At 42.7% G+C, this 26,994-nt stretch carries 25 protein-coding genes and 1 pseudogene; 12 read left to right on the top strand and 14 right to left on the bottom strand.

Annotation, left to right across the window (positions count from 1 at the left end):
* The 4 genes and pseudogenes from HOO90_RS03985 to HOO90_RS03970 form a co-directional block, all read left to right on the top strand.
* A pseudogene (locus HOO90_RS03985) lies at window positions 1-427 on the top strand (formylmethanofuran--tetrahydromethanopterin N-formyltransferase); the annotation flags it as partial.
* A gap of 1 nt (window position 428) precedes the next feature.
* Window positions 429-1,232, top strand: coding sequence for a formylmethanofuran dehydrogenase subunit C (locus HOO90_RS03980; RefSeq protein ID WP_292839691.1), 804 nt, complete (start codon window positions 429-431; stop codon window positions 1,230-1,232).
* A 65-nt stretch (window positions 1,233-1,297) separates the two neighbouring features.
* Window positions 1,298-2,230 carry a rhodanese-related sulfurtransferase gene (locus HOO90_RS03975; RefSeq protein WP_292839690.1) on the top strand — a complete coding sequence of 311 codons (933 nt, stop codon included), beginning with the start codon at window positions 1,298-1,300 and terminating at the stop codon, window positions 2,228-2,230.
* Entirely contained in the window at window positions 2,227-2,880 is a 654-nt protein-coding gene (locus HOO90_RS03970) for a hypothetical protein (RefSeq protein WP_292839689.1), read from the top strand. Before HOO90_RS03975 ends, HOO90_RS03970 begins: the two co-directional genes overlap by 4 nt.
* 35 nt (window positions 2,881-2,915) lie before the next feature.
* On the opposite strand, the gene HOO90_RS03965 is transcribed toward HOO90_RS03970, so the two are convergent.
* Window positions 2,916-4,163, bottom strand: a complete 1,248-nt coding sequence (locus tag HOO90_RS03965) for an adenylate/guanylate cyclase domain-containing protein (protein WP_292839687.1) — start codon at window positions 4,161-4,163, stop codon at window positions 2,916-2,918.
* 425 nt (window positions 4,164-4,588) lie between these two features.
* Between HOO90_RS03965 and HOO90_RS03960 the strand changes: the two genes are divergently transcribed.
* The 3 genes from HOO90_RS03960 to HOO90_RS03950 all read left to right on the top strand — a co-directional run bounded on the left by HOO90_RS03960 (window position 4,589) and on the right by HOO90_RS03950 (window position 7,481).
* Window positions 4,589-5,191 carry a cysteine hydrolase family protein gene (locus tag HOO90_RS03960; RefSeq protein WP_292839686.1) on the top strand — a complete coding sequence of 201 codons (603 nt, stop codon included), beginning with the start codon at window positions 4,589-4,591 and terminating at the stop codon, window positions 5,189-5,191.
* A 245-nt stretch (window positions 5,192-5,436) separates the two neighbouring features.
* Window positions 5,437-6,957: an aldehyde dehydrogenase family protein gene (locus HOO90_RS03955; RefSeq protein WP_292839685.1), complete on the top strand. Its 1,521-nt coding sequence runs from the start codon at window positions 5,437-5,439 to the stop codon at window positions 6,955-6,957.
* A 101-nt stretch (window positions 6,958-7,058) separates the two neighbouring features.
* Window positions 7,059-7,481 (top strand): DUF779 domain-containing protein, encoded by a 423-nt coding sequence (locus HOO90_RS03950; RefSeq protein ID WP_292839684.1) that lies wholly within the window; start codon window positions 7,059-7,061, stop codon window positions 7,479-7,481.
* Between the two features lie 74 nt (window positions 7,482-7,555).
* On the opposite strand, the gene HOO90_RS03945 is transcribed toward HOO90_RS03950, so the two are convergent.
* The 11 genes from HOO90_RS03945 to HOO90_RS03895 all read right to left on the bottom strand — a co-directional run bounded on the left by HOO90_RS03945 (window position 7,556) and on the right by HOO90_RS03895 (window position 19,840).
* Window positions 7,556-10,258, bottom strand: a complete 2,703-nt coding sequence (locus HOO90_RS03945) for an EAL domain-containing protein (RefSeq protein WP_292839682.1) — start codon at window positions 10,256-10,258, stop codon at window positions 7,556-7,558.
* Between the two features lie 86 nt (window positions 10,259-10,344).
* Window positions 10,345-11,028: a protein phosphatase CheZ gene (gene cheZ / locus HOO90_RS03940; RefSeq protein ID WP_292839680.1), complete on the bottom strand. Its 684-nt coding sequence runs from the start codon at window positions 11,026-11,028 to the stop codon at window positions 10,345-10,347.
* 2 nt (window positions 11,029-11,030) lie between these two features.
* Complete coding sequence (gene cheY, locus HOO90_RS03935) at window positions 11,031-11,429, bottom strand: chemotaxis response regulator CheY (protein WP_292839678.1); 399 nt, start codon at window positions 11,427-11,429, stop codon at window positions 11,031-11,033.
* Between the two features lie 164 nt (window positions 11,430-11,593).
* Window positions 11,594-12,664, bottom strand: coding sequence for a chemotaxis response regulator protein-glutamate methylesterase (locus tag HOO90_RS03930; RefSeq protein ID WP_292839676.1), 1,071 nt, complete (start codon window positions 12,662-12,664; stop codon window positions 11,594-11,596).
* A 52-nt stretch (window positions 12,665-12,716) separates the two neighbouring features.
* Window positions 12,717-13,325: a chemoreceptor glutamine deamidase CheD gene (gene cheD / locus HOO90_RS03925; RefSeq protein WP_292839674.1), complete on the bottom strand. Its 609-nt coding sequence runs from the start codon at window positions 13,323-13,325 to the stop codon at window positions 12,717-12,719.
* Window positions 13,322-14,209, bottom strand: coding sequence for a CheR family methyltransferase (locus tag HOO90_RS03920; protein WP_292839672.1), 888 nt, complete (start codon window positions 14,207-14,209; stop codon window positions 13,322-13,324). Before HOO90_RS03920 ends, cheD begins: the two co-directional genes overlap by 4 nt.
* A gap of 193 nt (window positions 14,210-14,402) precedes the next feature.
* The gene (fae, locus tag HOO90_RS03915; RefSeq protein WP_292839670.1) at window positions 14,403-14,972 is read right to left on the bottom strand and encodes a formaldehyde-activating enzyme; all 570 of its coding nucleotides are present in this window, start codon (window positions 14,970-14,972) and stop codon (window positions 14,403-14,405) included.
* 1,127 nt (window positions 14,973-16,099) lie between these two features.
* On the bottom strand, window positions 16,100-17,332 hold the full coding sequence (locus tag HOO90_RS03910) for an argininosuccinate synthase (RefSeq protein WP_292839668.1): 1,233 nt from the start codon (window positions 17,330-17,332) through the stop codon (window positions 16,100-16,102).
* A 43-nt stretch (window positions 17,333-17,375) separates the two neighbouring features.
* Window positions 17,376-17,630: a hypothetical protein gene (locus HOO90_RS03905; RefSeq protein ID WP_292839666.1), complete on the bottom strand. Its 255-nt coding sequence runs from the start codon at window positions 17,628-17,630 to the stop codon at window positions 17,376-17,378.
* Between the two features lie 49 nt (window positions 17,631-17,679).
* A complete protein-coding gene (gene argF / locus HOO90_RS03900) occupies window positions 17,680-18,600 on the bottom strand; it encodes an ornithine carbamoyltransferase (RefSeq protein WP_292839664.1) in 921 nt (306 codons plus the stop codon).
* A 58-nt stretch (window positions 18,601-18,658) separates the two neighbouring features.
* Window positions 18,659-19,840, bottom strand: a complete 1,182-nt coding sequence (locus HOO90_RS03895) for an aspartate aminotransferase family protein (protein WP_292839662.1) — start codon at window positions 19,838-19,840, stop codon at window positions 18,659-18,661.
* A gap of 205 nt (window positions 19,841-20,045) precedes the next feature.
* Here HOO90_RS03895 and HOO90_RS03890 point away from each other — a divergent pair, with 205 nt between their 5' ends.
* Window positions 20,046-21,149 carry an aromatic ring-hydroxylating dioxygenase subunit alpha gene (locus HOO90_RS03890; protein ID WP_292839660.1) on the top strand — a complete coding sequence of 368 codons (1,104 nt, stop codon included), beginning with the start codon at window positions 20,046-20,048 and terminating at the stop codon, window positions 21,147-21,149.
* Window positions 21,150-21,158: 9 nt separating this feature from the next.
* Complete coding sequence (locus HOO90_RS03885; RefSeq protein WP_292839658.1) at window positions 21,159-22,037, top strand: DMT family transporter; 879 nt, start codon at window positions 21,159-21,161, stop codon at window positions 22,035-22,037.
* Between the two features lie 20 nt (window positions 22,038-22,057).
* Here HOO90_RS03885 and HOO90_RS03880 read toward each other — a convergent pair whose 3' ends face one another.
* On the bottom strand, window positions 22,058-22,696 hold the full coding sequence (locus HOO90_RS03880; protein ID WP_292839656.1) for a response regulator transcription factor: 639 nt from the start codon (window positions 22,694-22,696) through the stop codon (window positions 22,058-22,060).
* On the bottom strand, window positions 22,693-24,036 hold the full coding sequence (locus HOO90_RS03875; RefSeq protein WP_292839692.1) for a histidine kinase: 1,344 nt from the start codon (window positions 24,034-24,036) through the stop codon (window positions 22,693-22,695). The genes HOO90_RS03880 and HOO90_RS03875 overlap by 4 nt, the downstream gene beginning before the upstream one ends.
* A gap of 115 nt (window positions 24,037-24,151) precedes the next feature.
* Here HOO90_RS03875 and dhaL point away from each other — a divergent pair, with 115 nt between their 5' ends.
* The 3 genes from dhaL to HOO90_RS03860 all read left to right on the top strand — a co-directional run bounded on the left by dhaL (window position 24,152) and on the right by HOO90_RS03860 (window position 26,745).
* Window positions 24,152-24,781, top strand: a complete 630-nt coding sequence (gene dhaL, locus HOO90_RS03870) for a dihydroxyacetone kinase subunit DhaL (protein ID WP_292839655.1) — start codon at window positions 24,152-24,154, stop codon at window positions 24,779-24,781.
* A gap of 12 nt (window positions 24,782-24,793) precedes the next feature.
* Entirely contained in the window at window positions 24,794-25,798 is a 1,005-nt protein-coding gene (gene dhaK, locus HOO90_RS03865; protein WP_292839653.1) for a dihydroxyacetone kinase subunit DhaK, read from the top strand.
* A gap of 173 nt (window positions 25,799-25,971) precedes the next feature.
* The gene (locus tag HOO90_RS03860; RefSeq protein ID WP_292839651.1) at window positions 25,972-26,745 is read left to right on the top strand and encodes an MBL fold metallo-hydrolase; all 774 of its coding nucleotides are present in this window, start codon (window positions 25,972-25,974) and stop codon (window positions 26,743-26,745) included.
* Window positions 26,746-26,994: the final 249 nt, after the last annotated feature.

Genomic DNA, 26,994 nt, shown 5'->3' with positions numbered 1-26,994 from the left:
TAGTGGTGGGGGTAACTTTCTAATTTTGGCAGCGTCACAACCTGCGGCGCTTGCAGCGGCAGAGGCGGCGATAGAAGCCATGAAAAAAATACCGAATGTGATTATGCCGTTTCCAGGTGGAGTGGTGCGTTCTGGCTCTAAGGTCGGCAGCAAATATAAAACCATGTTTGCTTCTACCAACGACGCGTTTTGCCCAACACTCAAAGGTGTTACCAATACCGAACTTTCCCCTGAAATCGAAAGCGTGATGGAAATTGTGATTGATGGTATTGGCTTTGACGACATTGCAGCCTCCATGCGCGTTGGCATAAAAGCAATTTGCGATTTAGGTGTTGCAAGCGGTGTAAAACGCATCTCGGCTGGTAATTACGGGGGGAAATTAGGCCCCCATCATTTTAAATTGCATGAGATTATGAGCAAAAAATAACATGAACTCACTGACATTTACCCTGAAACAAACACTAACGCACACGCTCGATTGCGCAACGTTAACGCCAGACAATTTGCAAGGCAAAACACTTAAGCAGATTGAAGCATTGCCGTTGAATCAAAAACGAGTCGCTGATTATTTTGAGGTTTTTGGTGGCGATACTGAAAATATCGTTTTTAAAAACAGTAGTCACTTACTTAATTACATTGGTAAAAACATGAGTATTGGCAGCATTACCATTGCAGGTGACGCTGGCGCATATTTAGGCTTTGGTTTAAAAAACGGCACAATTCACTGCACTGGCAATACGCAAGCTTTTGCGGCTTGCAATATGGTCAGTGGCTTGCTGAAAATCGATGGTAATACTGGGGATTTTTTAGGTGGCGCTTCTATAGGCCTACGCAAAGGCATGCGTGGCGGCACTATCATTGTTAAAGGCAATGCAGGTGAGCGTGTTGGCGACCAAATGCGTCGTGGCCTGATTTTGATTGAAGGCAATGTGGGTGACTATTGCGCCAGTCGCATGATTGCTGGCACCATAGGCGTGCTAGGCACCATCGGTGAGTACGCATGCTTTAACATGAAGCGAGGCACATTACTGCTAGCCAAGATACCTAAATTGCACACAACTATACAAGACTGCGGTACGCATACTTTGCCATTTTTAAACTTAATGTTTAAATCTTTTAAACCGTTCAATACAAAATTTTCAAATATTGAAACTAAGCGTGTGCAGCGCTTTGTAGGTGATGCCGCTTGTAATGGCAACGGGGAGATTTTAATTCTCTCATCTGCATCATAAATTCTCATTCAAACAATCACACCCGCAAGTGATAAAATGCTCTTTTATTACAGTCTATTTTCAACATGTCTAAGTATTTAACCGCCGCACTTTATAAATTTATCAGTCTGCCTGATTACAAATCGTTGCAAGCACCTGTTCTAGACGCATGCCTAAGCAACAACATCAAGGGTACGCTACTTCTTGCTGAAGAGGGCATTAATGGCACCATTGCCGGCTTGCCAGAAGACATACATAACTTGCTGCATTTTTTGCGCTCTGATGCAATATTTGAAAATCGCTTTGCCGATTTAGAGCACAAAGAATCATTTGCTAGCAAGCATCCATTTTACCGCATGAAAGTTAAACTCAAAAAAGAGATTGTGACGCTTGGTGTGCCTGGCGTTAGCCCAACCAAAAAAGTTGGCACTTACGTTAAACCTGAAGACTGGAATGCACTGATTTCTGACCCTAACGTGATTTTGATCGACACTCGCAACGATTATGAGGTTGATATTGGTACGTTCAAAGGGGCAATTGACCCAAAAACCACGACTTTTCGTGAATTTCCAAAATACGTTACCGAACATTTTGACAAAACCAAACATAAAAAAGTCGCCATGTTTTGCACAGGCGGCATCCGCTGTGAAAAAGCTTCCTCCTATATGATGGATCAAGGTTTTGAAGAAGTTTATCACCTTCAAGGTGGCATTTTAAAATACCTAGAAGCCGTGCCAGAAACTCAAAGTATGTGGGAAGGCGAATGCTTTGTGTTTGACCAACGCGTGGCAGTAAAACACAATTTAGAAGTGGGTGAGTTTGACCAGTGCTATGCCTGTCGTCACCCACTCTCTCCTGCAGAACTGCAAGGCCCGCAATATATGGCGGGGATATCTTGCCCTTATTGTCATGACAAAATTTCAGAAGATAAACGTGCACGGCTTACGGAACGCCAAAAACAAGTGATTCTAGCCAAACAACGTGGTGAAACGCATATTGGCGAAAAACAGAAAAAATGATTCAAACTCGCGAAAAAGAAGCGACTAGCGCTTATTTAAAGCTGTTGCAATCAAAAGGTGCAACAAGCAACATGCTGTACAAGCGCTCCTTATTTTTAGATCAATTAACAGCTAATCTAGTGAATAAGCCTTTAAATAATCAGGACTACAGCGTAGCCGTGGATGCCGCCATGGAAAAAATTCCGGCTGAAGACTGGCATGCTAATCTAAATACTGCGCGTGAATTTTACCCCTTTTGGATGAAAGACATTAAAGCGATTGCCGCGTTTAGTTCGAATTATGGTTTTGATGTAGAAGCGATTCAATGGAAACCTCTTGCAACTTCATTGAAGTTGTTAACCGATAGTTTGGAACTTGAAAAATTTGATACTTCTGAAAGCTGGCCGCTAAAAGCCTATTCACAGGCCATGCGGTATGAAGGCGCCGAACAAGCCTATGTCGACGGGCGTATTAAGTTGGCAAAAATTTTATTATTACGGCTACGTGACGCACCGATAAAAAATCACAAATCGTATCGAACTGCTGCCGATTTGACCTTACCCTTATTTAAAATTCAAGAATCTAAAAAGCTATTTTTATCGGTAGTGCGGGAGTTTTATAACTTCTGGACAGGTAATCCTAACGCGGCCAGCATGCTCTCCAAAGACTAACTAAAATCACTTGGGTTGTTTCTGGATTCTGCTCTTTATTCCTTGCGTGCAAGTAAGGCATAAGTTTCCACAAGGCCTTTGCCTTTAACATCAACACTGTATTGATCTGAAAAAATATAGCTATCTTTGATTAGACGTTGTGTTTCCTGCGATATCTGAATCGTGTTCGGCTTGCTGGTACTTTCCATGCGACTGGCCAAATTCACAGTATCGCCCCACAAGTCATAACTAAACTTAGCACTGCCTATCACCCCTGCCACGACTGGCCCAGTATGAATACCGATGCGCATGTTTAAATCCAATCCCGTTTTAACGGCGACTTCTTGCAAGGCTATTTTCATATCAAAAGCCATTTCAGCGATGCGATGTGCGTGATCGACGCACGCTACAGGTGCACCAGAAACCACCATATACGCGTCGCCTATCGTTTTAATTTTCTCTACTTGGTACTTTTCTGCCAGTTGGTCAAACCGTAAAAAAACCTGCGATAGCAAATCAATCAACTGCAAAGGCGGCATTTTTTCTGAAAGTTGCGTGAAGTGGATTAAATCTGCAAACATCACGGTTACTGAGTCGTAATGGTCGGCAATACGTATGTCGTTAGCTTTCAGACGTTCTGCAATCGGCGCAGGCAATATATTCAGTAACAACTTTTCTGATCGCGCCTGCTCAAGTTCTAATGAAATCATGACACGTTCTTTTTGCGCTTGAAAATAGCGCAGGACGCCATACAAGATAGAGGCCGTTCCAGTAATATTCATTAAGAAAAAAGCATCTTTAACATTGCTTGGAATCGGCATAGCATTGCCCGCAAAATAATGATTGAGTTTCCATGAAATAAAAGCCAAACCGACGAACAATAAAAACCAGGCTGTAGATTGGCGCGTACCCAAAATCATAAGCGCGCCTACGGGTGATAAAATCGCCCAGATCGCTACGCCACTCGATGCCGCAAAGCCACCAATCACCCATTGCATGACGAACGGCATCAACAGCAGCATCACCAATTGGGTGAAAGTGAAATACTCGTAACGTTTGAAACGGTAAAATAAAAACAGACTTACATATGAAATGATTAGGTAAATGTAAGGCACTGCCGCAATGACAACATAACCATCACCTAAACTAGAAAGTGTAAATATCCAGAAAACACAAACTAGACTCTCAGCAATTACCAATAAAGACATAATCGATCTGCCTAATGATTCAGGCGATGGCGCGGCAAACCTGCGCCAAAATTCACGTGTCAATACATAAGGTGGTAGAAATATAATTTCAGACATATTTTATAGCGTTTTATTCGATTTTTATTTAAAGTCTATCGATACACTATAGCTCAAGATACGCGCTTTTTCTAGGTTGTATTGGTAAATACTAAAAATATGATTTACTCGAAGTGAATGATAAATTTTATTGGGTCGTCGTAAATTTATATGTATTTGAAGTCTGTAGAAGATTTTAGTTAAATTTCAAATATCGTGATTTGCATCAGGACGAGTCAACGGGGCGATTGATTATCCTGCCAATAGCTTGAATATGGCGATTTTTATGATTTATTCAACTTAATATCTTGCATATAACAGACAGTCAAAAAGTAGCATAATCATTATGCTACGAAGTTTGAGTAACGTGTAGAATTACCTATAATGAAGCAATAAACATTCTATTATTTTTAATTTAGTATTTTAGATTTATTAAGGAGTTTTTTATGGTGAAAGCTTCCCAAACCCTAAGAGATATTACTGGCATGGGCTACCATCCAGCCCGCTTAAAAGATTCAGCACTCATTTTAATTGATATTCAAAATACTTACCGACGCGGCTTAATGCAACTTACTAACGTTGAGCCCGCTATTATTGAAGCGAAAAAATTACTCAAAATAGCACGTGAACTTAAGATTCCAATCATACATATTCAGCATGATGCGGGTGTAGGCTCGCCTTATGATCTTACCGCTGACATCGGTGCTATTGCATCAGAAGTTGCACCAATTGCTGGGGAGAAGGTCATCGTAAAGAACTACCCTAATTCATTTGTGCAAACCGAATTAGATGCTGAGCTTAAATCACTTGGCATTAAAAATATTGTATTAGTTGGTTTTATGACGCACATGTGCGTAAACTCAACCGCGCATGGCGCATTTAATTTAGGTTACGCTGCCACGATAGTTGCAAGCGCCACAGCTACTAGGCCTTTATTAAGTACAAATGGAAAAGTATTAAGTGCTGAAGAAGTGCATCTTGGCGCCTTAGCTTCTACACGTGACTTGTACGCCGTGGTGGTTGATGACATTAGTGGATTAGCCAAATAATTTCATTAAGATAATTTATATAATATATAAGACATACAAATATATTTACAAATCCGTAACATTTTGCTTGATTTGCCAGCTTCTAAGGTTTATTGTTTAGTTCGGGCTTAGCTTGCAAAACCCTTTATTTACAAGGGGTTTGCAAGTTTAGGTTGGCTTTCAGTAACAATAAAAAAAGTAACCAAGTAATGCGGTTTACCAGATAGAAACACTATATTAACTACAGCAAAACTAGAGGAGTCAGCATGAGTTTAGATCTATTAAAAGGTATGGGCGTAAAAATCCCTTATAAGGCAAAGTACGATAATTACATCGGCGGCAAATGGGTAGCACCCGTAAAAGGTCAATATTTTGACGTGATTTCGCCAATTACCGGCAAAAACTATACACAGGTAGCACGCTCTAGTGCAGAAGATGTTGAGTTAGCTTTAGATGCTGCACATAAAGCTGCAGATGCATGGGGCACAACCTCAACAACTGAACGCTCAAACATTTTGCTTAAAATTGCTGACCGCATTGAAGCTAATCTTGAATTAATTGCTACGGCCGAAACCATTGACAACGGCAAACCAATTCGCGAAACAATCAATGCTGACATTCCGCTAACCGTAGATCATTTCCGCTACTTTGCTGGTGCGATTCGTGCACAAGAAGGTGGTATTAGTGAGGTTGACAACGACACTGTTGCTTATCACTTTCATGAACCATTAGGCGTTGTCGGTCAAATCATTCCTTGGAACTTCCCAATCCTGATGGCGGCTTGGAAACTAGCTCCAGCCTTAGCTGCAGGTAACTGTATTGTATTAAAACCAGCAGAATTTACACCCGTCAGTATTTTAATTCTCTTGGAAATCATTGGTGATTTATTGCCTCCTGGCACTGTAAATATTGTGAATGGCTATGGCCGTGAAGTTGGTGCTCCATTAGCGAACAGTAAACGCATTGCCAAAATTGGCTTTACGGGCTCTACTGCAACAGGCCGCGCTATTGCAACGGCTGCAGCAAGCAACCTCATTCCTGCCACACTAGAGTTAGGTGGCAAATCACCTAACATCTTCTTTGCAGATATTATGGATGCAGACGATGCATTCTTTGATAAAGCGATTGAAGGTTTGGTATTGTTTGCCTTTAACCAAGGTGAAGTTTGCACCTGTCCATCACGCGCTATTATTCAAGAATCCATTTACGACAAATTTATTGCGCGCGTATTAGAACGCGTAAAAGCCATTAAACAAGGCAGCCCATTAGATTCAAGCACCATGCTTGGCGCACAAGCCTCTTTAGACCAAATGAACAAAATCATCAACTACATTGATATTGGTAAGCAAGAAGGAGCGGAAGTGCTCATTGGTGGTAATCGCAACGTGTTAAAAAACGATTTAGCAGAAGGCTATTACATTGAGCCTACCCTGTTAAAAGGTCACAACAAAATGCGCATTTTCCAAGAAGAAATTTTTGGTCCAGTGCTAGCTGTGACAACCTTTAAAGATGAAGCCGATGCTTTAGCCATTGCTAATGACACAATCTTTGGTCTTGGTGCAGGCGTTTGGACACGCAATGGCACAGTGGCTTATAGAATGGGCCGTGGTATTAAAGCTGGTCGTGTTTGGACAAATTGCTACCATGCCTACCCAGCGCACGCTGCATTTGGGGGTTATAAAGAGTCAGGTATTGGCCGTGAAAATCACAAAATGATGTTAGACCATTACCAACAAACTAAATGCTTGCTAGTAAGCTACAATCCTAACAAATTAGGCTTCTTCTAGTTTAATCGTTAGGTTTCTTAGTACAATAAAGGGCGAGTTATCTCGCCCTTTATTATTTGCAAAGTTGGGTACTTTAATATTAAGTTTTGGAGCATGAGCAAATGAATACAGAAACTGTACAGCGTCCAGCAACGGTGAATGACCCAGAAAAAACTAGGCGCGTTTCAGCCACACCAAGCGCACTAGCATTAATTCATAGACTAACGGCCGAGTTTGGCCCAATCGCTTTTTTGCAATCTGGTGGATGCTGCGAAGGTAGCGGACCAATTTGTATGCCGATTAAAGAATTCAACCCCAGTGCATCTGATGTTATTTTGGGCGAATGGCAAGATGCCACATTTTACATGGGCAATAGTCACTTCACGTTTGCGGAAAACATGCACACGATTTTGGACGCTACGCCGAATTCTAGCGGCTCATTTTCTTTGGATTGCGGCACTGGCTTTGCCTTTATTACCAGTGGGCGCTTATATTCAGATGAAGAGTTGGCAAACCTGCCGCCTGTTGTACGCGTTGGCTTGTAAAAAAGAGTAGGCCTGCAAGGCCCATGGATATTGCCTCGCAAGGCAGTTAATTTAGTTACTTTTACTACCAATAACTATTCAAAAAGCTCGGGTTTTGCCACACCGTAGCCTTGTGCATAATCTACGCCTATTTCTTTAAGCATGTTGATGATTTCGTCATTCTCGGCAAATTCGGCGATGGTATGTAATCCCATCACATGTCCGACATTGTTGATTGATTCAACCATGGCGCGGTCAATTTTATTATTCACAATGGCTTTCACAAACATTCCATCAATTTTAAGAAAATCGACCTCTAAATTTTTCAAATACGCAAAAGACGACAAACCACTACCAAAGTCATCGAGCGAGAAGCGGCAACCGACTTCGCGCAAGGCATGCATAAACTGACGCGCTTTATTCAAATTAGCAATCACCGAAGTTTCGGTAATTTCAAAACAAATTCGGCGCGTGTCAACGTCGTGCAATTTAATCTGCGCCAAGACATATTCAAGAAACCCCTCTTCAGATAAGGTTTGACCAGAAAGATTGATAGCGCACACATAAGGGAAAGCAGCTCCTTTATGCGCAATAATGGCTAGTGCCTCACCCACAACCCAGCGGTCAATCTTAGGCATCAAGTGGTAACGTTCCGCAGCTGGGAGAAAGTATCCTGGCGGGTAATAAGATCCATCCATCGCCTGCATACGAATCAGCAACTCACAATGCAACTCGGCCCCCGGAGTCAAGCTTTGCATGCGCTGAATGTAAAGAACGAATTGATTTTTTTCTAAGCCAAGGTGAATGCGCGACACCCATTCAAGCTGATTATTATGCTCTTTGATATCTTTATCATCCGAGCGATACACATGAATGCGGTTACCACCCTCTTCTTTAGCGCTATAACAAGCAGCATCTACCGTGCTTAAGAGTTCACTTAAATCAAGATTCTGATTCGGTGAAATTTCAGTCAGGCCTACACTAGCACCTACTTTAAAGACCTTATCATCAAAGGTAAAACGATACTCTCGAACAACCTGCAACAAACCCTCAATAATCTCCTGCGCTTTGTCCAAATCACAGCCCATCAATAGCAAAGCGAATTCATCGCCACCCAAACGGGCCAAGGTATCTGAACTACGTACTTTGGCTTTAATATGATTGGATAATTGTTTTAGCAAGACATCGCCTGCCATGTGGCCGCAAGTGTCATTAACAATCTTAAACTGATCCAAATCGATATAGGCAAGGCAATGGATACGGTTTTCCGTAGCGGCATCATCTATCGCCGCTTGTGTCTTGCGGTCAAACTCATAACGATTAATCAGCCCAGTCAACTGGTCGTGTCGCGCTTGAAAGGACAATTGATTGGAAAGTCTGCGCAACATCGTAACATCGTGTAAAACAGTCACAATTGCAAAGGTATTGCCATCGCCATCATAAAGTGGAGAGGCTGATTTACGAATCACGAACTCGGTGCCATCTGCACGTTCAATAATCACTTCTTCCAAAATACTGTAAGAATCTGTTAGCCAACTACTGTTGACTGGCGTGGCTCTATCTTCAGTTTTTAATCTAAATATGGAGCGTAAAGTCTTGACTTTAACTTCGCTTAAATTCACCCCAGCCAGCCGTTCAGCGGCGGTATTCATATACAACACAAACCCAGCCTGATTACTGGTGATTACCGCATCAGCTATCCCCTCAAGCGTCACTTGTGCACGCTCTTTTTCCATCTGCAGTTCATATTGAGAATCTTCAATACGGTCCAGCATGCCATTGATACCATGCGACAAATTGGCTAATTCATCTTGCCCATTTAATTTTCTCACGCGTATTTTTGTATTGGCGGATTGTGCAATGCGCTTTACGTCCTCGCTCATGCGCTCTAAGCGCAGCAATACCATTCGATCGAATAGCCAACTAATACCTGCTAACATCAACGCAATAATTGAGGTAGACCAGGACAAAAAGCTTAGTGTATCTTCACCTTGAGCAAAAATTTCACGACTACTTAATATCGACACCACTAGATTCGAACGCGCATCCGCACTCGTTAACATGGCATAACCTGCAACTTGAGTATCGTTCAAAGGCTTAACAACGACAATTTGTTTTGCTAATTTTTGACGTAATTTGTCATCAAACATATCTTGTGATATTGGCTGAATCGTAAGCCTAGCGCCTATTATTTTTTCTACATGGTCAATCAGTAGCGGGTCTAAATGCCGCACCATAATAAGCGTACCGCGACGCAATCCATTGCCGCCGCTAGGTAATATGTCGATAGCAGAAACAATACAGACACCTTCTGGTGTCCAGAAAAAACCGGACTGGTGAACTTTTCCTGAATCGAGAAACAAACCACCTTTACTGATTTCACGTTCCAGCGTTTTTGGAATTACCCAGGGTTGCCCAGTTGAATAGTCAAAACTACGTTGATATAGAGCTTCGCCTTCAGTGTTAACAAGAGAAATCGCCTTAACTTTTAGGTTGGAAAATATGCCATCGGTGTAATTGGATTCAATATAGCGCGAATCAGGCTGAAGCATATACTGGTAAGTATCATCCCAGTGTGCATATTCACCAACAATTCCACCCAATTGAATTTCTTGTTCTTTTAATAGCTTAATTGCACTGCCAATTTGAATACTCGTTTTATTAGTTTCAAGCTTGGCATAGCCATCGAGCAATACCATTTTTGCAGCGAAAAATAATAATGTAAAAAGCAGTATCATGCCCGCAGCTACCACGAGTAATAGCTTAGCGCGCAATCCAGTAAAATGTTTATCTGCCATTTAAAATTTCGAATAGTTACTGGTTATAAATTTTATACCTGACCAGAACTGCGTTGCTTATATGCTGGTCAGTCAATTTCTATTAATTAAAACCCCAAGCTATCCAGCAGATCATCTACCTGCTCTTGGCTCGCCACCACATCCGCTGCGTTCGGATCTATCTGCGGCCCATTCATCAGGACGGCATGCGTGTCGGGTTCTTTTTTGCCAGCGGTCGCTGGAGAAAAATCAATTAACACTTGAACTAATTGTTTTTCTAGGTCTTGGGCTAAACCTGTGATTTTTTTAATCACTTGACCTGTCAAATCCTGAAAATCCTGCGCCATCATAATGTCCATCAAAAGCGCTTTAGTTTCTGCGGTATTTTTTCCAGTTAAGGTTAAAAACGCTAAGGTTTGCTCCGCCGTTTGGTTGTATTCAGTTTTTAAAGAGGGTTTAGCAAGCACTTCTTTCCAGCGTTGTTCTAAGCACAATGCCTCTGAAGCTAACTCAGTTTGTAACGGGATTGCCGCATCGGTTGCATTTAAAACACGTTCCGCAGCTTGCTCGGTCATACGTGCCACATAAGCTAAGCGATCTCTTGCATCTGGAATATCGGTAGCCACCTGCTCTAAAATTTTCTCTAAGCCCAATCCTCGTAAGCTATCATGGAGCGTCCTAGTAACATGGCCAATACGATTCAGCATCTCATCATTTGGGTTGATAACAGGATTGATAACCGGTATAGGCTCAATTTTTACTGCCTTTTGTTGCAAAGACTCACTCGTCATATTTAAGCTCCCACTTTCTCAAGCTTCTCAAATATTTTTGATAGTTTCTCATCCAAGGTCGCCGCTGTAAACGGCTTAACCACATAACCATTAGCACCAGCTTGCGCCGCCGCAATAATATTTTCTTTTTTAGCTTCTGCCGTTACCATTAATACTGGAATTTTCGCTAATTCAGCATCTGCACGAATATGTTGTAATAAAGTCAAACCATCCATGTTTGGCATATTCCAGTCGGACACAACAAATTCGAACCCCCCTCCCTTGAGCTTACTCAGGGCTGCTGCACCATCCTCAGCTTCATCTACATTAGTGTAGCCTAGCTCTTTTAATAGGTTACGCACAATCCTGCGCATGGTAGAAAAATCATCCACAACAAGAAATTTAGTATTAGGGTTGGCCATGCATTACTCCATTTAAAATATTCGATCTTACAATTCAAAAAGCTTCTTACCGTTAAAAATCATTGCAGGATTAATTCACTCATGGTTTTTCATTGTTCATTATCATGCATCTTCATGCAATTTTTATTGAAGATTAACGCTATAAAAGTAGTGCTTTTCAAAAACTACACACGTAATGCACGTGCGCTATTTGCCATTAAATAATTCAGCACTAATTTAGGTAAATCATTCAAATGTGCCACTTCATGCACACCCCCATGCGCAACAGCTTCTTTTGGCATCCCGTAAACCACACAACTTTCTTCATTCTGCGCAAAATTGTAGGCGCCAGCTTGTTTCATTTGCGCCATGCCAGCTGCACCATCTTTACCCATACCCGTTAAAATTACTCCGATAACATTCTTACCTGCATACTCGGCAGCTGAATCAAATAACACATCGACGGATGGTTTATGACGATTTACTGGCGGTGCATCGCTTAATTGCGTAACGTAATTTGCACCGCTTCTAGCTAACAAAAGATGCTTATCACCGGGGGCAATATAGGCATGGCCTGGTAAAATTCGCTCACCACCTGCGGCCTCTTTTACAGAAATCTGACAGAGCGAATCCAGGCGATTTGCGAACGATTTGGTAAATCCGGCTGGCATATGCTGTGTGATTAAAATCCCAGGACAGTCTGATGGCATTTGCAATAAAAATGATTTGATTGCCTCAGTTCCGCCTGTTGAAGCACCAATAATTAATAATTTCTCACTACTAATCAATGGATTACGTAAGGGTGTAGGCGCAGCGCTCGCATTTTGTGTAGAAATGTGCCGTTGTAATGTTGCAACTCTTGCCTGTGAAGCGGCACGAATCTTTTCAGCTATAATGTCAGTGTATTCGCGCATTCCGTCTGAAATCGACATTTTTGGTTTGGTCACAAAGTCAATGGCCCCAAGCTCCAAGGCCCGCATGGTAATTTCTGAACCGCGCTCAGTTAACGTGGATACCATCACCACTGGCATGGGTCTTAAACGCATCAGTTTCTCTAAAAAATCCAAACCGTCCATCTTTGGCATTTCCACATCCAAGGTCAGTACATCTGGATTCAACTGTTTAATCATGTCACGAGCTATCAAGGGGTCTGGGGCGGCACCGACCACTTCCATATCACGCTGACTGTTTATAATTTCAGTTAACAGACTACGAATCAACGCTGAATCATCTATTACGAGCACTTTAATTTTCATATAAATTTCTCTTCTTGATGGCTGAATATAATCAGCCAACCAAAATCAATCGTTAAAACAAATCAATTTCACCACCCACGTCACTGACTTTAAGTTTGCTTGCATACGCCTCTTCGCGTTTTGCCAAGGTATCGTTGTGCATATTTTTCAGCTTTTTAACCAATACACGACCAGTTTTGGGGAAGTAATAAACTTTTCTAGGATAGATATCCAGCAAATCTTCACTGGTCACGCGTATACGTTCTTCTTTAAGAAACTTCTTAACAAAAGCAGCATTGCGATCCCCCACATTCATGGTGGTGAAGCTTTTCAGAACATTGCCTCCACCAAAAATCTTAGCTTCTAAATTTTCGCGGCGCGCACCGTTACGAAGTAGCTGGTTGATTAACACTTCCATTGCATAAGTGCCGTAGCGCATTGATTCTGAAACTGGGCTATCTTTATCGGCCGCGGCACTGTCGGGTAACATAAAATGATTCATACCTCCGATGCCACTCATGCTGTCACGTATGCATGCTGACACACACGAACCTAATACCGTTACAATCACCATGTCTTTATCAGTAAAGTAATACTCGCCTGGCGATATTTTGGCTGCATTGCAGTCAAACGTGCGGTCAAAATACAGTGTGGTTGAGACCTCTTCTTGTAACATGCTCATACAATTCTTTCTTTCACCTGAGTAGATGAACGCTTATTGCTTTTGCCATCGCTTAATTCATATACCGTTTTTCCACGCAGATGAAAATCATTCGATACATATAAAAAGTTTTCTGAATGTCCTGCAAACAATAAAGCATGCGGTTTCATCAACGGCACAAAATGACTTAGAATTTTTGATTGCGTAGGTTTATCAAAATAAATCATGACATTTCGGCAGAAAATCGCATCAAATTGATCCTGCAAAGGCCATTGTTCATCCAGCAAATTCAACTGCTGAAACGTGATCAAACTACGCAATTCATTACGAACCCGAACAGAGCCTTCATGCGCACCTGTGCCTTTTTGAAAAAAACGCTTGCGCCGTTCATCGGACAATTTACTCACACGTTCATAGGGGTAAACACCACGCGCTGCCGTTGCCAACACATTGGTGTCGATATCCGTTGCAATAATTTCGACTGGGGGCTTTAATGTACTAAAGGCCTCACAAGCCGTCATGGCAATCGTGTAAGGCTCTTCGCCTGTAGAGGCGGCAGAACACCAAATACGGATGGGTTTCTTGAGTCCAGCAAGGTGTTCAGCAAGAATGGGAAAATGATGTTCTTCACGAAAGAATGAGGTTAGATTTGTGGTCAGCGCATTGGTAAATGCCTCCCATTCGACTGGGTTATTTTCACTTTCAAGATTATCTAAATAGGTCTTGAAGGTATCAAAACCAACGGTACGCAAGCGACGTCCAATGCGGCTATATACCATATCTGACTTCGCCTCTGAGAGCGATATACCCGCGTGTTGGTAGATAAGTTTACGCACTCTGGAAAAATCGTTAGCAGTGAAATCAAATTCACGTTCTTCTTGGCGTTGGTCTTTCAGCATTGTCATTTCTCACCATTTCATTGAATCGAATAGTTGGAATCGATTATTCTTTATTTCACATCAAGCGAGCAAAGTAAGTCCTTTCGAGCTTAGCTCGACTCTACTGCTTACTATTAATTAGTCCGAATTCATTAGAAATGATAAAAGAATATGCTCATTTCTAATGTTTACGCGACTAGTTACGGCTAACTAGGTACAGTTAATCAGTCGCTCTTCTTTTTCTATCTGCAGCATCTTTTACTGCAAACGGATGAGTCGACTCTTTATAAATCTTCAGCAACTCAGCGGCTTTAGGCTCACGTGCTACCGCATTCTTAATCGCCTGTTTGGTGGCACGATAATTCCAATCTTGCACGCGATCATCCATATCTGCCTTGTGGCAAATAAACACGCCAACACAGATAAATACATCATCGGCCTCTTCAACAGGAATTGTGCCATCTGCCACAGAATCCATTACCGCCATCGCAATACCGCGCTGCGCTGGCCCAAACATCTGTGTTGATTGTTTGCTGTTTCGAATGGTTACTTTATTGAACATCACGGTGTTTGGTTTCACCATCATGTTAGGCGCCACAATTGCCAGCAAACCGTTCACACCTTCTTTTTGGTCTGTTAGCGTACGACAAAAAGCATCTTCAGCAGCGCTACCACGCGGCCCCATAATCAGATCAATATGCGCAACATTTTTCAAATCAAGACCACTACCATCTGGACGGTCTTCAATCACTAACGCTTCACCAATTAAAACACGGTCAATCACAGCCATTTTTATTCTCCTGATTTCAAAATTTACTGCCTATTAATCAGCAACACTGCTAAGCATTGCCCTCCGTTAGCAGACTAAAATGTATCTGCAACCGATACATTATGCGCTTAACTAAACGCTATTGAGAGTAAAACCATCATCACGTTACGGTTTAATTATGAATTTACCTTGCACATTCGAATTCATAGAATAAACAGGTAAAAGCCTCTTAAATCCCTATCGTTCAATAGGCCGTAAATGACTGTTTTTTTATATAGGTTAGCGATTATTTCGCTTGATTAACTTCAATTTACCAATTTCAAACTCACTGAATGTACTAATTCACTGATAGTGCAAACTCATCGTAAAAATAATCAAAACAGCATAAATCCCACAGGTCGTTAAAATGGCGTAGATAGTTTTAATAAAATAATCCATGAATAATTCTCCTTGCATTCAAAATTGGCGTTATCTCTTATGCGTTATCGACAGATATTTTGCGTTCTGAAATTTTTTACTGCAAAATAAAGTATTCGGTCAAAAAAAAGCCTGACTAAAGTCAGGCTTTTGTGCAATCTTGCGATAACTCAGTAAGGGCTAGCAATCATTTGAAAAGTATGCAGCACGAAATAAATGACCCGACTTAAATTCAAAATTCCACATAACTGTCGCATCCTCCGGGTTTTCAAGGGTTATCTGTGTAATACCATTTCCAAGCTTTGCGACATAAGATTCACCCAAATTCTTAATCGTAGACAAAGTCGTTGTTTTATCAACGTTAAGATTAGCAAACTATAGTTTGTTACTAGCATTGCTAAAGTAAATCTCAAATACCTTTAGCTCGTCACCTTCACCTACAAAAGTGACCGTTGGATAGTAGTAGTAATTTGGCTTTGTTTCTAAACAATCATTTCTAATTTTTTACTGCCCGTCGGTTGTCCAAAACGCTTCAGCATGTCTTGATAACGGATATTCTCTTTAACAACAGCTCAATTGAATGAATAATACTTCAGTATTGAAAATGGGTTCGAATTTACGTTAGTAATCATGCCAAACAAACATAAAAAACTAATCAGCAGAATTTTTTTATTTTTAGACTTGATGCCGCAAATTAATCATAAAAAAAGGGGCAGAATATGCCCCGTTAACTACTGCCTATTTTTCAAGTTGGCAGCGATTCGTAATCGCAATGCATTGAGCTTGATAAAACCGCCGGCATCTTTTTGGTCGTAGGCGCCGTTATCATCTTCAAAGGTTGCAATAGTTGAATCAAACAGCGAGTCCGTTTTACTATCACGCCCAGCAACAATGACATTGCCTTTATATAGCTTCAAGCGCACCCAACCATTGACGGTTTTTTGTGTATGGTCTATCAAAGTTTGTAAGGCAATACGCTCTGGACTCCACCAGTAGCCGTTATAAATCATGCTGGCATAACGTGGCATTAAATCATCCTTTAGATGAGCGACTTCACGATCTAGCGTTATAGACTCAATTGCACGATGTGCTTTTAATAAAATGGTACCGCCTGGCGTTTCGTAACAGCCGCGTGATTTCATGCCTACATAACGGTTTTCAACTAAATCCAAACGACCAATACCGTGTTTGCCGCCAATTGTATTTAAATGCGCTAATAACTCATGTGGTTTTAGCGCCTCTCCGTTCAAGCTCACTGGGTCGCCATTTACATACTCAATGTCTAAATATTCGGCTGCATCAGGCGCTTTCTCTGGGCTTACACTCCAACGCCACATGCTTTCTTCTGCCTCGGCTGCAGGGTCTTCTAAATGTCGGCCTTCGTATGAAATATGCAGCAAATTAGCATCCATACTGTATGGGCTGCCGCCTTGTTTATGCTTCATGTCCACCGGAATACCGTGTGTCTCTGCATAGGCCATTAGCTTTTCACGGCTTAGTAAATCCCACTCGCGCCAAGGTGCAATAATTTGGATATTCGGGTTAAGCGCATATGCACCTAACTCAAAACGCACTTGGTCATTGCCTTTACCCGTTGCTCCGTGGGAAATAGCATCTGCATTGGTTTCACGAGCGATTTCAATTAAACGTTTTGCAATCAAAGGACGTGCAATTGATGTGCCTAATAAGTATTCGCCTTCATAAACCGTGTTAGCACGGAACATTGGGAACACAAAATCACGGACAAACTCTTCACGCACATCGTCAATGTAAATCTCTTTAACGCCTGCCGCTTTGGCTTTTGCGCGAGCTGGCTCAAGCTCTTCACCCTGACCTAAATCGGCTGTGAACGTGACCACTTCAAAGTTGTACTCATCTTGTAGCCATTTCAAAATAACTGAGGTATCTAGTCCGCCTGAATAGGCCAATACAACCTTTTTAATCTCTTTTTTTGCATTACTCATTACACAATTCTTTCTAATTTACTTAATTTATTTACGAATATTACTAAATTATAAACAGATCAAAGGCAACCAGCACACTTACTAGCCCCAATGCGCCAAGTCCGCCCAAAAACAGCCAATCTGTCACCAACTCGTACTTATCCGAATATTTATCGTGTCGGATAGTCCAGTATGACATCCAAGTACTTGCCAGAAAAACTAGCGTATCAATTGCCATCAATTGATCTACCCAAGGCGATATATTGTTTTTTGGCACCAACTGCACTAATGAAATAACGGTAACACAAACACCCACCATGGTGGCAGCAACAGGCAGAATGTGATAGCTAATATTCTTTAGTCGCCACTTAGCTTACTTTATCTAGTAGCAAATATTCCATCAAAGCCTTTTGCACATGCAAGCGATTCTCAGCTTCATCCCACACAACACTTTGAGTACCGTCAATCACTTCGGCTGAAACCTCTTCGCCGCGATGGGCTGGCAAACAATGCATAAACAATGCGTCTTTTGCAGCCACACGCATCATTTCGGCATCCACTTGCCAATCGGCAAAGTCGCGCAGACGCTCTTCGTTTTCCGCTTCAAATCCCATACTCGTCCACACGTCGGTGGTGACTAAATCTGCGCCTTTTGCCGCATCCATAGGGTCCGCAAACACCTCAAAGTGATCGTTGCCATATAAATTTGCCCGTTCAGGTTCAACTTCATAGCCTGGTGGCGTGGAGACATGCACATTGAAATCCAGCAATTCAGCCGCTTGAAGCCAGGTATTGCACATATTATTACTATCGCCAATCCAAGCCACAGTTTTACCTTTGATTGAGCCACGATGCTCAATATAAGTATAAATATCCGCCAGAATCTGGCATGGATGATACTCATTGGTTAAACCATTTATTACCGGTACGCGCGAGTTGGCGGCAAATCGCTCGATAATATCTTGTTCAAACGTACGTATCATGACAATATCACTCATACGTGAAATCACTTGCGCAGCATCTTCTACTGGCTCACCACGCCCCAATTGCGAATCACGCGTATTGAGGTAAATGGCGGAACCGCCTAGTTGATGCATGCCAGCCTCAAATGACAAGCGAGTTCGCGTACTGGCTTTTTCAAAAATCATCACCAAGGTTCGATCCTGCAAAGGCCAATATTGCTGATAAGCTTTAAACTGACTTTTAATCCAACGCGTGCGGGCAAATACATGCTCAAGTTCGTCGCGATTTAAATCATTGAATTGTAAAAAATGTTTGATTGGTTTCATGGTATTACTAATTTCATCTGGTTTCTAGTCAGGTTTTCTGTCAAATTTTGGTCTGATTTTATTGCGCCAAAAATGTTTTAATGTGCTGAGACAATCGGCTTACCAACTCGTTAGCTTCTGCTTCATTCATCACCAGCGGCGGCAATAAACGCACTACTTTATCGGCTGTCACATTAATCAGCAATTTATCTGCAAGTGCAATTTTCACCAAATCGCCGCAAGGTTTATCGAGCTCAATGCCTATCATCAAACCTGCGTTACGAATTGCAACCACGCCTTTGATAGATTTAAATTCTGCAGCAAAGCCTTCACGAATTAAATTGCCGATTTTCTCAGCATGCTCACGTAAACCTTCTTGCTCAATAATAGTCAGGGTAGCCAATCCAGCCGCTGTTGCTAATGGATTTCCACCAAAAGTTGAACCATGCTTGCCGTATGTAAATACCTCCGCCGCCTTACCGCGTGCCACACAGGCACCAATAGGCACACCTGACCCTAAGCCTTTAGCTAAACTCATGACGTCCGGCAAAATATTAGTATGTTGAAATGCAAACCAGGTCCCTGTGCGGGCAATACCTGTTTGCACTTCATCTAGCATCAACAGCCAGCCATGCGCATCACAAATTTCACGCAAGGTTTCAAGGTAAGCTCCCGCATCTTTTGGAATATTAATGCCACCTTCACCCTGCACTGGCTCGACTAGAACGGCCACCACATTGGCATTACGTGAGGCGACTTGTTTGACGGCCTCAATATCATCATAGGGTACGCGAATAAAGCCGCTGACCAAGGGCTCGAAGCCTGCTTGTACTTTGCGATTGCCCGTTGCCGAAAGTGTAGCCATGGTACGGCCGTGGAAGGATTTATCCATAACAATAATTTCAGGGGTTTCGATGCCTTTATTGTGCCCATAAAGACGGGCTAACTTAATTGCCGCCTCGTTGGCCTCACAGCCTGAATTACAGAAAAACACTTTATCCATGCCTGAAATTTCGCACAGTTTATCTGCTAAAGACTCTTGTTCTGCGATGCCGTAAATGTTTGACACATGAATCAGCTTAGCGGCTTGCTCGCTAATGGCTTTCACTAATTTTGGGTGGGCATGACCCAAACCATTGACTGCTACACCAGCAAGCGCATCTAAATATTTGTCACCTTTATCATCCCACAGCCAAACGCCTTCGCCTTTAACAAAGGTGACCGGTTGACGTGAATAAGTATTCATTAAGTGATTTGACATAGAGGTTTACTGTGCGGTGAAAATATGGGATTAAAATTTATAAGCTATAACCGTGTGAGATTAGCCGAAAACCTTATAAATGGCAAGTTTTGACAACTAAAACAAGGAGATTATGAGTATTTAGTCCTATAATTTTCACTTGAAAAAATTGGTAATTTAGGCAAAAATCGCCTCCCTTGAAATTTTAACTGCCGAATAACGCACTATGGCATCTTTAACTTTAGCTTCGCAACATGAAATTCAGACGCAATTGCCGGTTGCTTGGTACGCGGACCCGAAAATTTATGCGCTGGAACAACAACATCTATTTGTTAACGCACCACAATATCTTGGTCATGAGTGCATGGTACCCAATGTGGGGGATTATCACGTGCTTGACTGGACAAGTGAAGCTAAAAGTTTAGTACATCAGCAAGACACCATTAGCGTTATGAGCAATGTATGTCGCCATAGGCAAGCGATAATGCTAAACGGCCGAGGCCAAACTAAAAACATCGTTTGCCCCTTGCATCGCTGGACATATAATTTAGAAGGCAAGCTATTAGGTGCGCCGCATTTTGCACAGAATCCATGCTTACATCTCAATAATCAAGCCTTAACAAATTGGCAAGGCTTACTTTTTGAAGGTAAACGCGACATAGCCCAAGACCTAGCTAAGCTTGGTTGCAAGCAAGACTTTGACTTTACTGGCTACATGTTAGACCGTGTCGTCGTAGAAGAATACAACTTCAACTGGAAAACATTTATTGAAGTCTATTTAGAAGATTACCATGTCGGGCCATTCCACCCTGGGCTTAATCAGTTTGTGGATTGTAGCGCCCTGAATTGGGAGTTTGGCGCTGAATATAGCGTGCAAACTGTGGGCTACAAAGTACCTTCAAGCAGAACAGACTCAACCATTTATCAGCAATGGCAACAGCAAGTCGGCCGATATCAAGGCACTGATGTGCCTAAATACGGCGCGATTTGGATGGTCTATTATCCGTTTCTGATGATTGAATGGTATCCTAATGTACTGGTGGTTTCGCACATCACCCCACGCGGTGTAGACGCTTGTAGCAATGTGGTTGAATTTTATTATCCTGAAGACATCGCATTATTTGAACGTGAATATGTGGCAGCTCAACAAGCGGCTTACAATGAAACTGCATTGGAAGACAATGAAATCTGCCAACGCATGCACGATGGTCGCCGTGCCTTATATGCACAGGGTATCGATGAACGCGGCCCCTATCAACACCCAATGGAAACCGGCCTTGAACATTTTCATCTTTGGTATCGTAAACAACTTGAAAAACACATTCGCTAGCCGAAAATTTTGAAGCCTGCAAACACGAATCTACTCGGCTTTAAGTTACCTAATCTCGGCAGTTTCTGGATGCTGGTTGCCGCCTTGGGCTTTGCTATTATGGGCGCACTGGTTAAAATTGGCGCGCAAAAATTCAGTAGTGCAGAGCTGGTTTTTTACCGCTCGATATTTGGCTTAATTGTCATTTGGCTATTTATTTTCGCCAGAAAACTACCGCTTGCCACGCCGTTTATTGGTAAACAAATATCACGCGCGCTGGTGGGGTTTGCTTCACTTGTATTGTTCTTTTACGCGATTGCGCATTTACCCTTAGCGACAGCTATTACATTAAACTACACCTCGCCATTATTTTTAGCCTTATTCACGCCGTTTTTACTGCATGAAAAGCCAAAAAAAATCATATTTATTGGCCTGCTGATTGGTTTTGTCGGCGTTAGCTTATTACTTAAACCCAGTTTTCACAGTGCAGACTGGCTTGCGGGTAGTATGGGCCTGCTTTCAGGCATTGGCGCGGCTTTCGCCTACATTCATGTTAAACAGCTTGGAAAATTAAACGAACCTGACTGGCGTACAGTTTTCTATTTCACGCTAATTTCTAGCCTAGGGGCAGGCGTTTGGATGCTGTATGACCACTTTAATGTTATTGAATGGTGTGACTTGCCTCTCTTATTAGGCTTGGGCGTTTCTGCCACCATTGCACAACTCGCCATGACCCGCGCTTATCGCACTGGCAACACACTGGTTGTGGGAAGTTTAGCCTATGTCACCGTCGTATTAGCCAGCCTATTTGGCATTCTATGGTGGAATGAACATTTAAGCTTGGATGCTTGGCTGGCGATTGCCTTAATTATTTTAAGCGGTGTGATTAGCGTACGCACCACGCGATAAAGCGTTTGAAATATTGGTACTTATGCATCAAGCAAACCACTACGCATGGCAATCAATGCAATCTCTGCTGAATTATTCGCATTGAGTTTTTGCTTGATATTATAAAGATGCGTACCCACCGTGCGTGGGCTTAAAAACAGCGTTTCCGCAATTTCGTTGGTTGTTTTACCTTTGGCTAGCGCCATAAACACCTCAAATTCACGCGGAGATAGCACATCGACTGGGTTTTGATCGCCTGAAAGTTGCTGTATCGCCATCTGCTGGGCAACATCAGCTTCTAGGTATTTTTTGCCGGTTGCCACAATACGAATGGCCTTAATCATTTCTTCCGCTGCGCTACGTTTTGTTAAATAACCCATCGCACCTGCATTTAGTACACGCTTGGGATGCACCGAATCTTCATGCGCAGACAGCACTAAAATTTTAGCAGTACTGTCTTTAGCAAGGATTCGCTCAATCGCCTCCAACCCACCCATGCCTGGCATAGTAATGTCCATCACCACCACGTGTGGCTTAAACTCTACAAAACGTTGAATCGCCTGCTCGCCGCTATCGGCTTCTGCCACCACTTTGATTTCTAAGTCTGTTTCCAATAACATCTTAAAGCCCATACGCACTACCGCGTGGTCGTCAACTAGCATGACATTTATTTGGCTCATTTGTTTTTGTCCATTATTGAGTGAGGGATGTTGATATAGAGCGTTGTTCCGAGTTTCGGTTCAGATACCACATTAAAACTGCCATGAAAACCTTGCACACGCTCACGTATACCGAGCAGGCCAAAATGCTGCGTTTGGTCTACTGCACTTAGAATCATGCCGACGCCATCGTCTTTAATGGTCAACTCAAGCCCATTAGCCTCCACCAGCAACTGAATATCAATCAGCTTTGCATTGGCGTGTTTTAATGCATTATTAATCGATTCTTGTACGATTCGATAAATATTAATGTTGAGTGTTTCGCCTAATTGGTCGAGTGCACCTTCTAAACTCAGATTAAAACGCATTTCAGGATGCACTTTTTGCCAATAATTCACCGCATCGCGTAGCGTTTCTGAAAGGCCGAGATTATCCAGCGCGCCAGGGCGCAACTTACGAATAATGTCATGCATGCCATCATATATCTGGTTAGCCGCCGCCACAATGGTTTGTGCATTGCCCGCAATATCGGGCGATTTATCTTTGGTTTTATTCACAATCGCCACTGCAAAGGTTTTAATAGCGGTCACGTATTGCCCTAACTCATCGTGAAGTTCTCTGGCCAGACTGCGGCGCTCATCTTCAATATGGCTTTGAATCAACTGGGTCAATTGACGATTCTCTTCTAATTGCCGTTCCGCCGCCAGCGATTCCGCCATGCGGTTTAAGCTGTGGCCAATGCGGTCAAATTCCGGCAATTTAAACGCCGGCAGACGAGTCTCTAAATCGCCATGTTCCATGCGGTTGATGGAGGCTAAAATCGGTTGAATTGGCCTTAAAGAATAGCGTAAAAGTGCATACACCATAACATTCAACAACACAAAAAATCCTAAACCAACCCACATCAATTGACTAAAGCCTGACCAAGCCTCGCGAATAGAGCCTGCTGAGCTGGAGCTCACCACCAAAGTGCCGTAACGTATTTTACGTTCCACAACTTCAGTTTTAGGGCGCACCAATTTAGCAAACCATTCCGGTGGGCGAATATCGCTTTTAAAGGTCGACTCGGGAGACTCGTAAAGCAAATTGCCGCGCATGTCGTAAAGCGTAATGTGGCTACTACGCACATAGCCAAGCGATTGCAAAAAACTTTGCAACACCTTATGCGTAGCACCGTACTCTGGATTTAGCGCAGAGCTCACAATCACAGTGTCGAGCAACTGAACGGTAACGCGACTGGCCGCCTCGACCCGTTCGCGGATAGAAATGCGTGTATCGTTCACCAATATGGTGCCGACTACCGAAATAAACGCTAAAGATAAAAGCGTAATCAATAAATTTAGACGGAATTTCAGGCTCATACGCATAAAAAAATTGCACCGTTTTGTAGTAGGTTGTCATGACAAGTTAACATGTGTAGAGTTTAACAACTTTATACAAATCGCAATATAGTGTTATTCATGAGATGAGAAACATATGCACACAGAATTCATTCTAGCGGCGGCCAAGAACATACAGCAATGTATTTTGGCGAATGAAAGCACGCTGGAATCACTAGACCGTGAAATTGGCGATGGTGACCACTACATCAATATGAAGCGTGGCGCAAATACCATCGTTGAATTAGAAGCAGAACTCACCCCACTTAAGCCAGACGAAGCGCTCAATAAAATTGGCATGAAGCTATTAAGTACGATTGGCGGGGCCTCTGGCCCATTGCTCGCCAGTTTTTTTATGAGCATGGCAAAGGTACTAAAAGAAAATGGTGGCGATTCACATGCAAAGATTGCGGCCGCTTTTTCAGCGGGCGTGCAAGCCATCATTCAGCGCGGCAAAGCTAATATCGGTGAAAAAACCATGCTCGATGTGCTGATTCCAGTCGCCCAGCAATTTGAAATATTGGCTACGCAAACCAGCGACGTGAACTTAATCAGCAAAAGTTTAATTCGCACCGCAGAACAAGGCATGCTTTCAACCAAAGATTTAATAGCCACCAAAGGCCGTGCCGCTGGCTTGGGTGAGCGCGCGATTGGCCACATTGACCCTGGCGCCAAGAGTTGTCAGCTAATGATAGAATCCGTTTGTAAGTTAGTGTTAGAAAAATAAGGGAGTCGTCACATGAAAAAATTCATTAATAATGTTGACAATATCTTAGTCGAAAGCCTTTCAGGCTTTGCCAAAGCGCATAGCGACTTAGTCGAACTTCATCTTGAGCCTAACTTTTTAACCCGAGCAAACAAAGCGCAAAATAAAGTGGCGATTATTTCTGGCGGCGGCTCAGGTCACGAACCACTGCACGCAGGTTATATCGGCTATGGCATGCTCGATGCCGCCTGCCCAGGACATGTGTTCACCTCGCCCACCCCAGACCAAATGCTGATGGCGGCTGAAGCTGTGCATGCCGACAAGGGCGTGCTGTTTATTGTCAAAAACTATGCTGGCGATGTAATGAATTTTGAAATGGCGGCAGAAATGTTGCCTTTCGAAAACGCTACAGTGCTCACCAGCGATGACTGTGCGGTAATTAATAGCACCTACACCACAGGCCGTCGTGGTGTTGCTGGCACCGTGATTGTGGAAAAATGCGTTGGAAGTTTGGCAGAAACTGGCGCAGATTTAAAAGCCTGCAAAGCACTGGGAGACAAAGTAAATAAACAGACTGCCAGCATCGGCGTTGCGCTCACTAGTTGCACAGTACCTACGGCGGGTCGCCCCACTTTTGATATAAACGAATCCGAGCTTGAAATAGGCGTTGGGATTCACGGTGAACCAGGTCGCAGACGCGAAGCCATGCGTGAGGCAGATGAAATTGTCGGCGATTGTGTGGAAGCGATTTTGACCGATTTCAAAATTCGCGACATCCATCCCACCAATAAACATGAAGCCTTATTACTCATCAATGGTTTTGGCGCAACGCCGCTGATGGAGCTTTATCTGATTTTCAACACAGCTGCTAAATTATTCAATCTGCAGGGGTTTGAAATTTCGCGCTCCTTAGTCGGCAACTACACCACTGCGCTCGATATGGCGGGCGCTTCCATTACCTTGTGTTTATTAGATGATGAAATCAAGCAGCACTGGGACAGCCCCGTTCACACAGCGGCGCTGAGATGGGGGAAATAATTAGAAATGCGGTAATAATAATGCGAGCCCAAGCCACAAACCCAACCATATCTACCTTATCTAACTATCACTAAACAACAGCATTTTCTGTTTGCTTGATATTCATCAAAGCCGCAAGGTCAAAGTTTACGTAAATTTACATTCCAATTTTTTAAAACCCAAAGAAGAACGTAATGGCGAATGAGCTTTTTAACAACGGCAGTCATATTTGCGTCAAATTTAATGACCTGTCCGATACTGACGTTTCTTCGTCTGCGGTGCAATCAAATCAATTTTTAATTGTCAGCGATGGCCATGGCGCCTTGATAGACCCCGGTGGTAATATGACGTACAACCCATTGATTATGGGCATGAATAAATATTTTCACTTTCGCAAGTTGCAGTATATTCTAGCGTCACACCAAGACCCAGACATTGTCGCCTCTATTAATAAATGGCTAGTTGGCACGGAATGCAAAGTGCTTGCGCCTGCCATTTGGGAACGATTTTTACCGCATTTTTGCAGTGTCGGAAATACCGAAGGCCGCATTATCGGCATCCCCGATAAAGGCATGGATATAAAACTAGGCAATTCTATTATTAAAGCCATCCCAGCACACTTTCTGCACTCTGAAGGTAATTTTCAATTTTACGACATCACCAGCAAAATACTTTTTTCAGGTGACCTTGGTGCATCCTTGGTCGACCACGACTTGGCAGCAGCACCCGTCACTGACTTTCAAGCTCACTTACCCACCATGCTGGGGTTTCACCAACGTTATATGACCTCAAACAAGGCTTGCCGCTTTTGGGCTACCATGGCGCGTACCTTGGATATTGAATCGATTGTCCCGCAACACGGACGAGCCTTTGTAGGCAAAGCGATGGTCAATCAATTCATCACATGGGTTGAAAATCTACAGTGCGGTATTGATTTAATGACACAAGAGAATTACAAAATTCCTTAAAATTAAATAATGACATGATTACCAACCCTGCGGAATTAGCAGAATTCATGCTGGATTGTTAACTTCCATTTTAATCAGTCTGCTTTATGGCAATTAAATTGATATGCTATCAGGCAGAAAAGGGCCCACGGCGGACACTAAATTAAGCTACAAAGATTTAGATTGAAGCTTTTATTAATGTTATGGCTGCATTTTTAGCTCGATTTGCGGCTCCTGAGCCAGGACTTATTCTTTCTACTAAAGCGGCAC

It is taken from the genome of Methylotenera sp., from assembly GCF_013141425.1.
Lineage (GTDB): Bacteria > Pseudomonadota > Gammaproteobacteria > Burkholderiales > Methylophilaceae > Methylotenera.
This window is presented reverse-complemented; position numbering and strand designations above follow the sequence as displayed.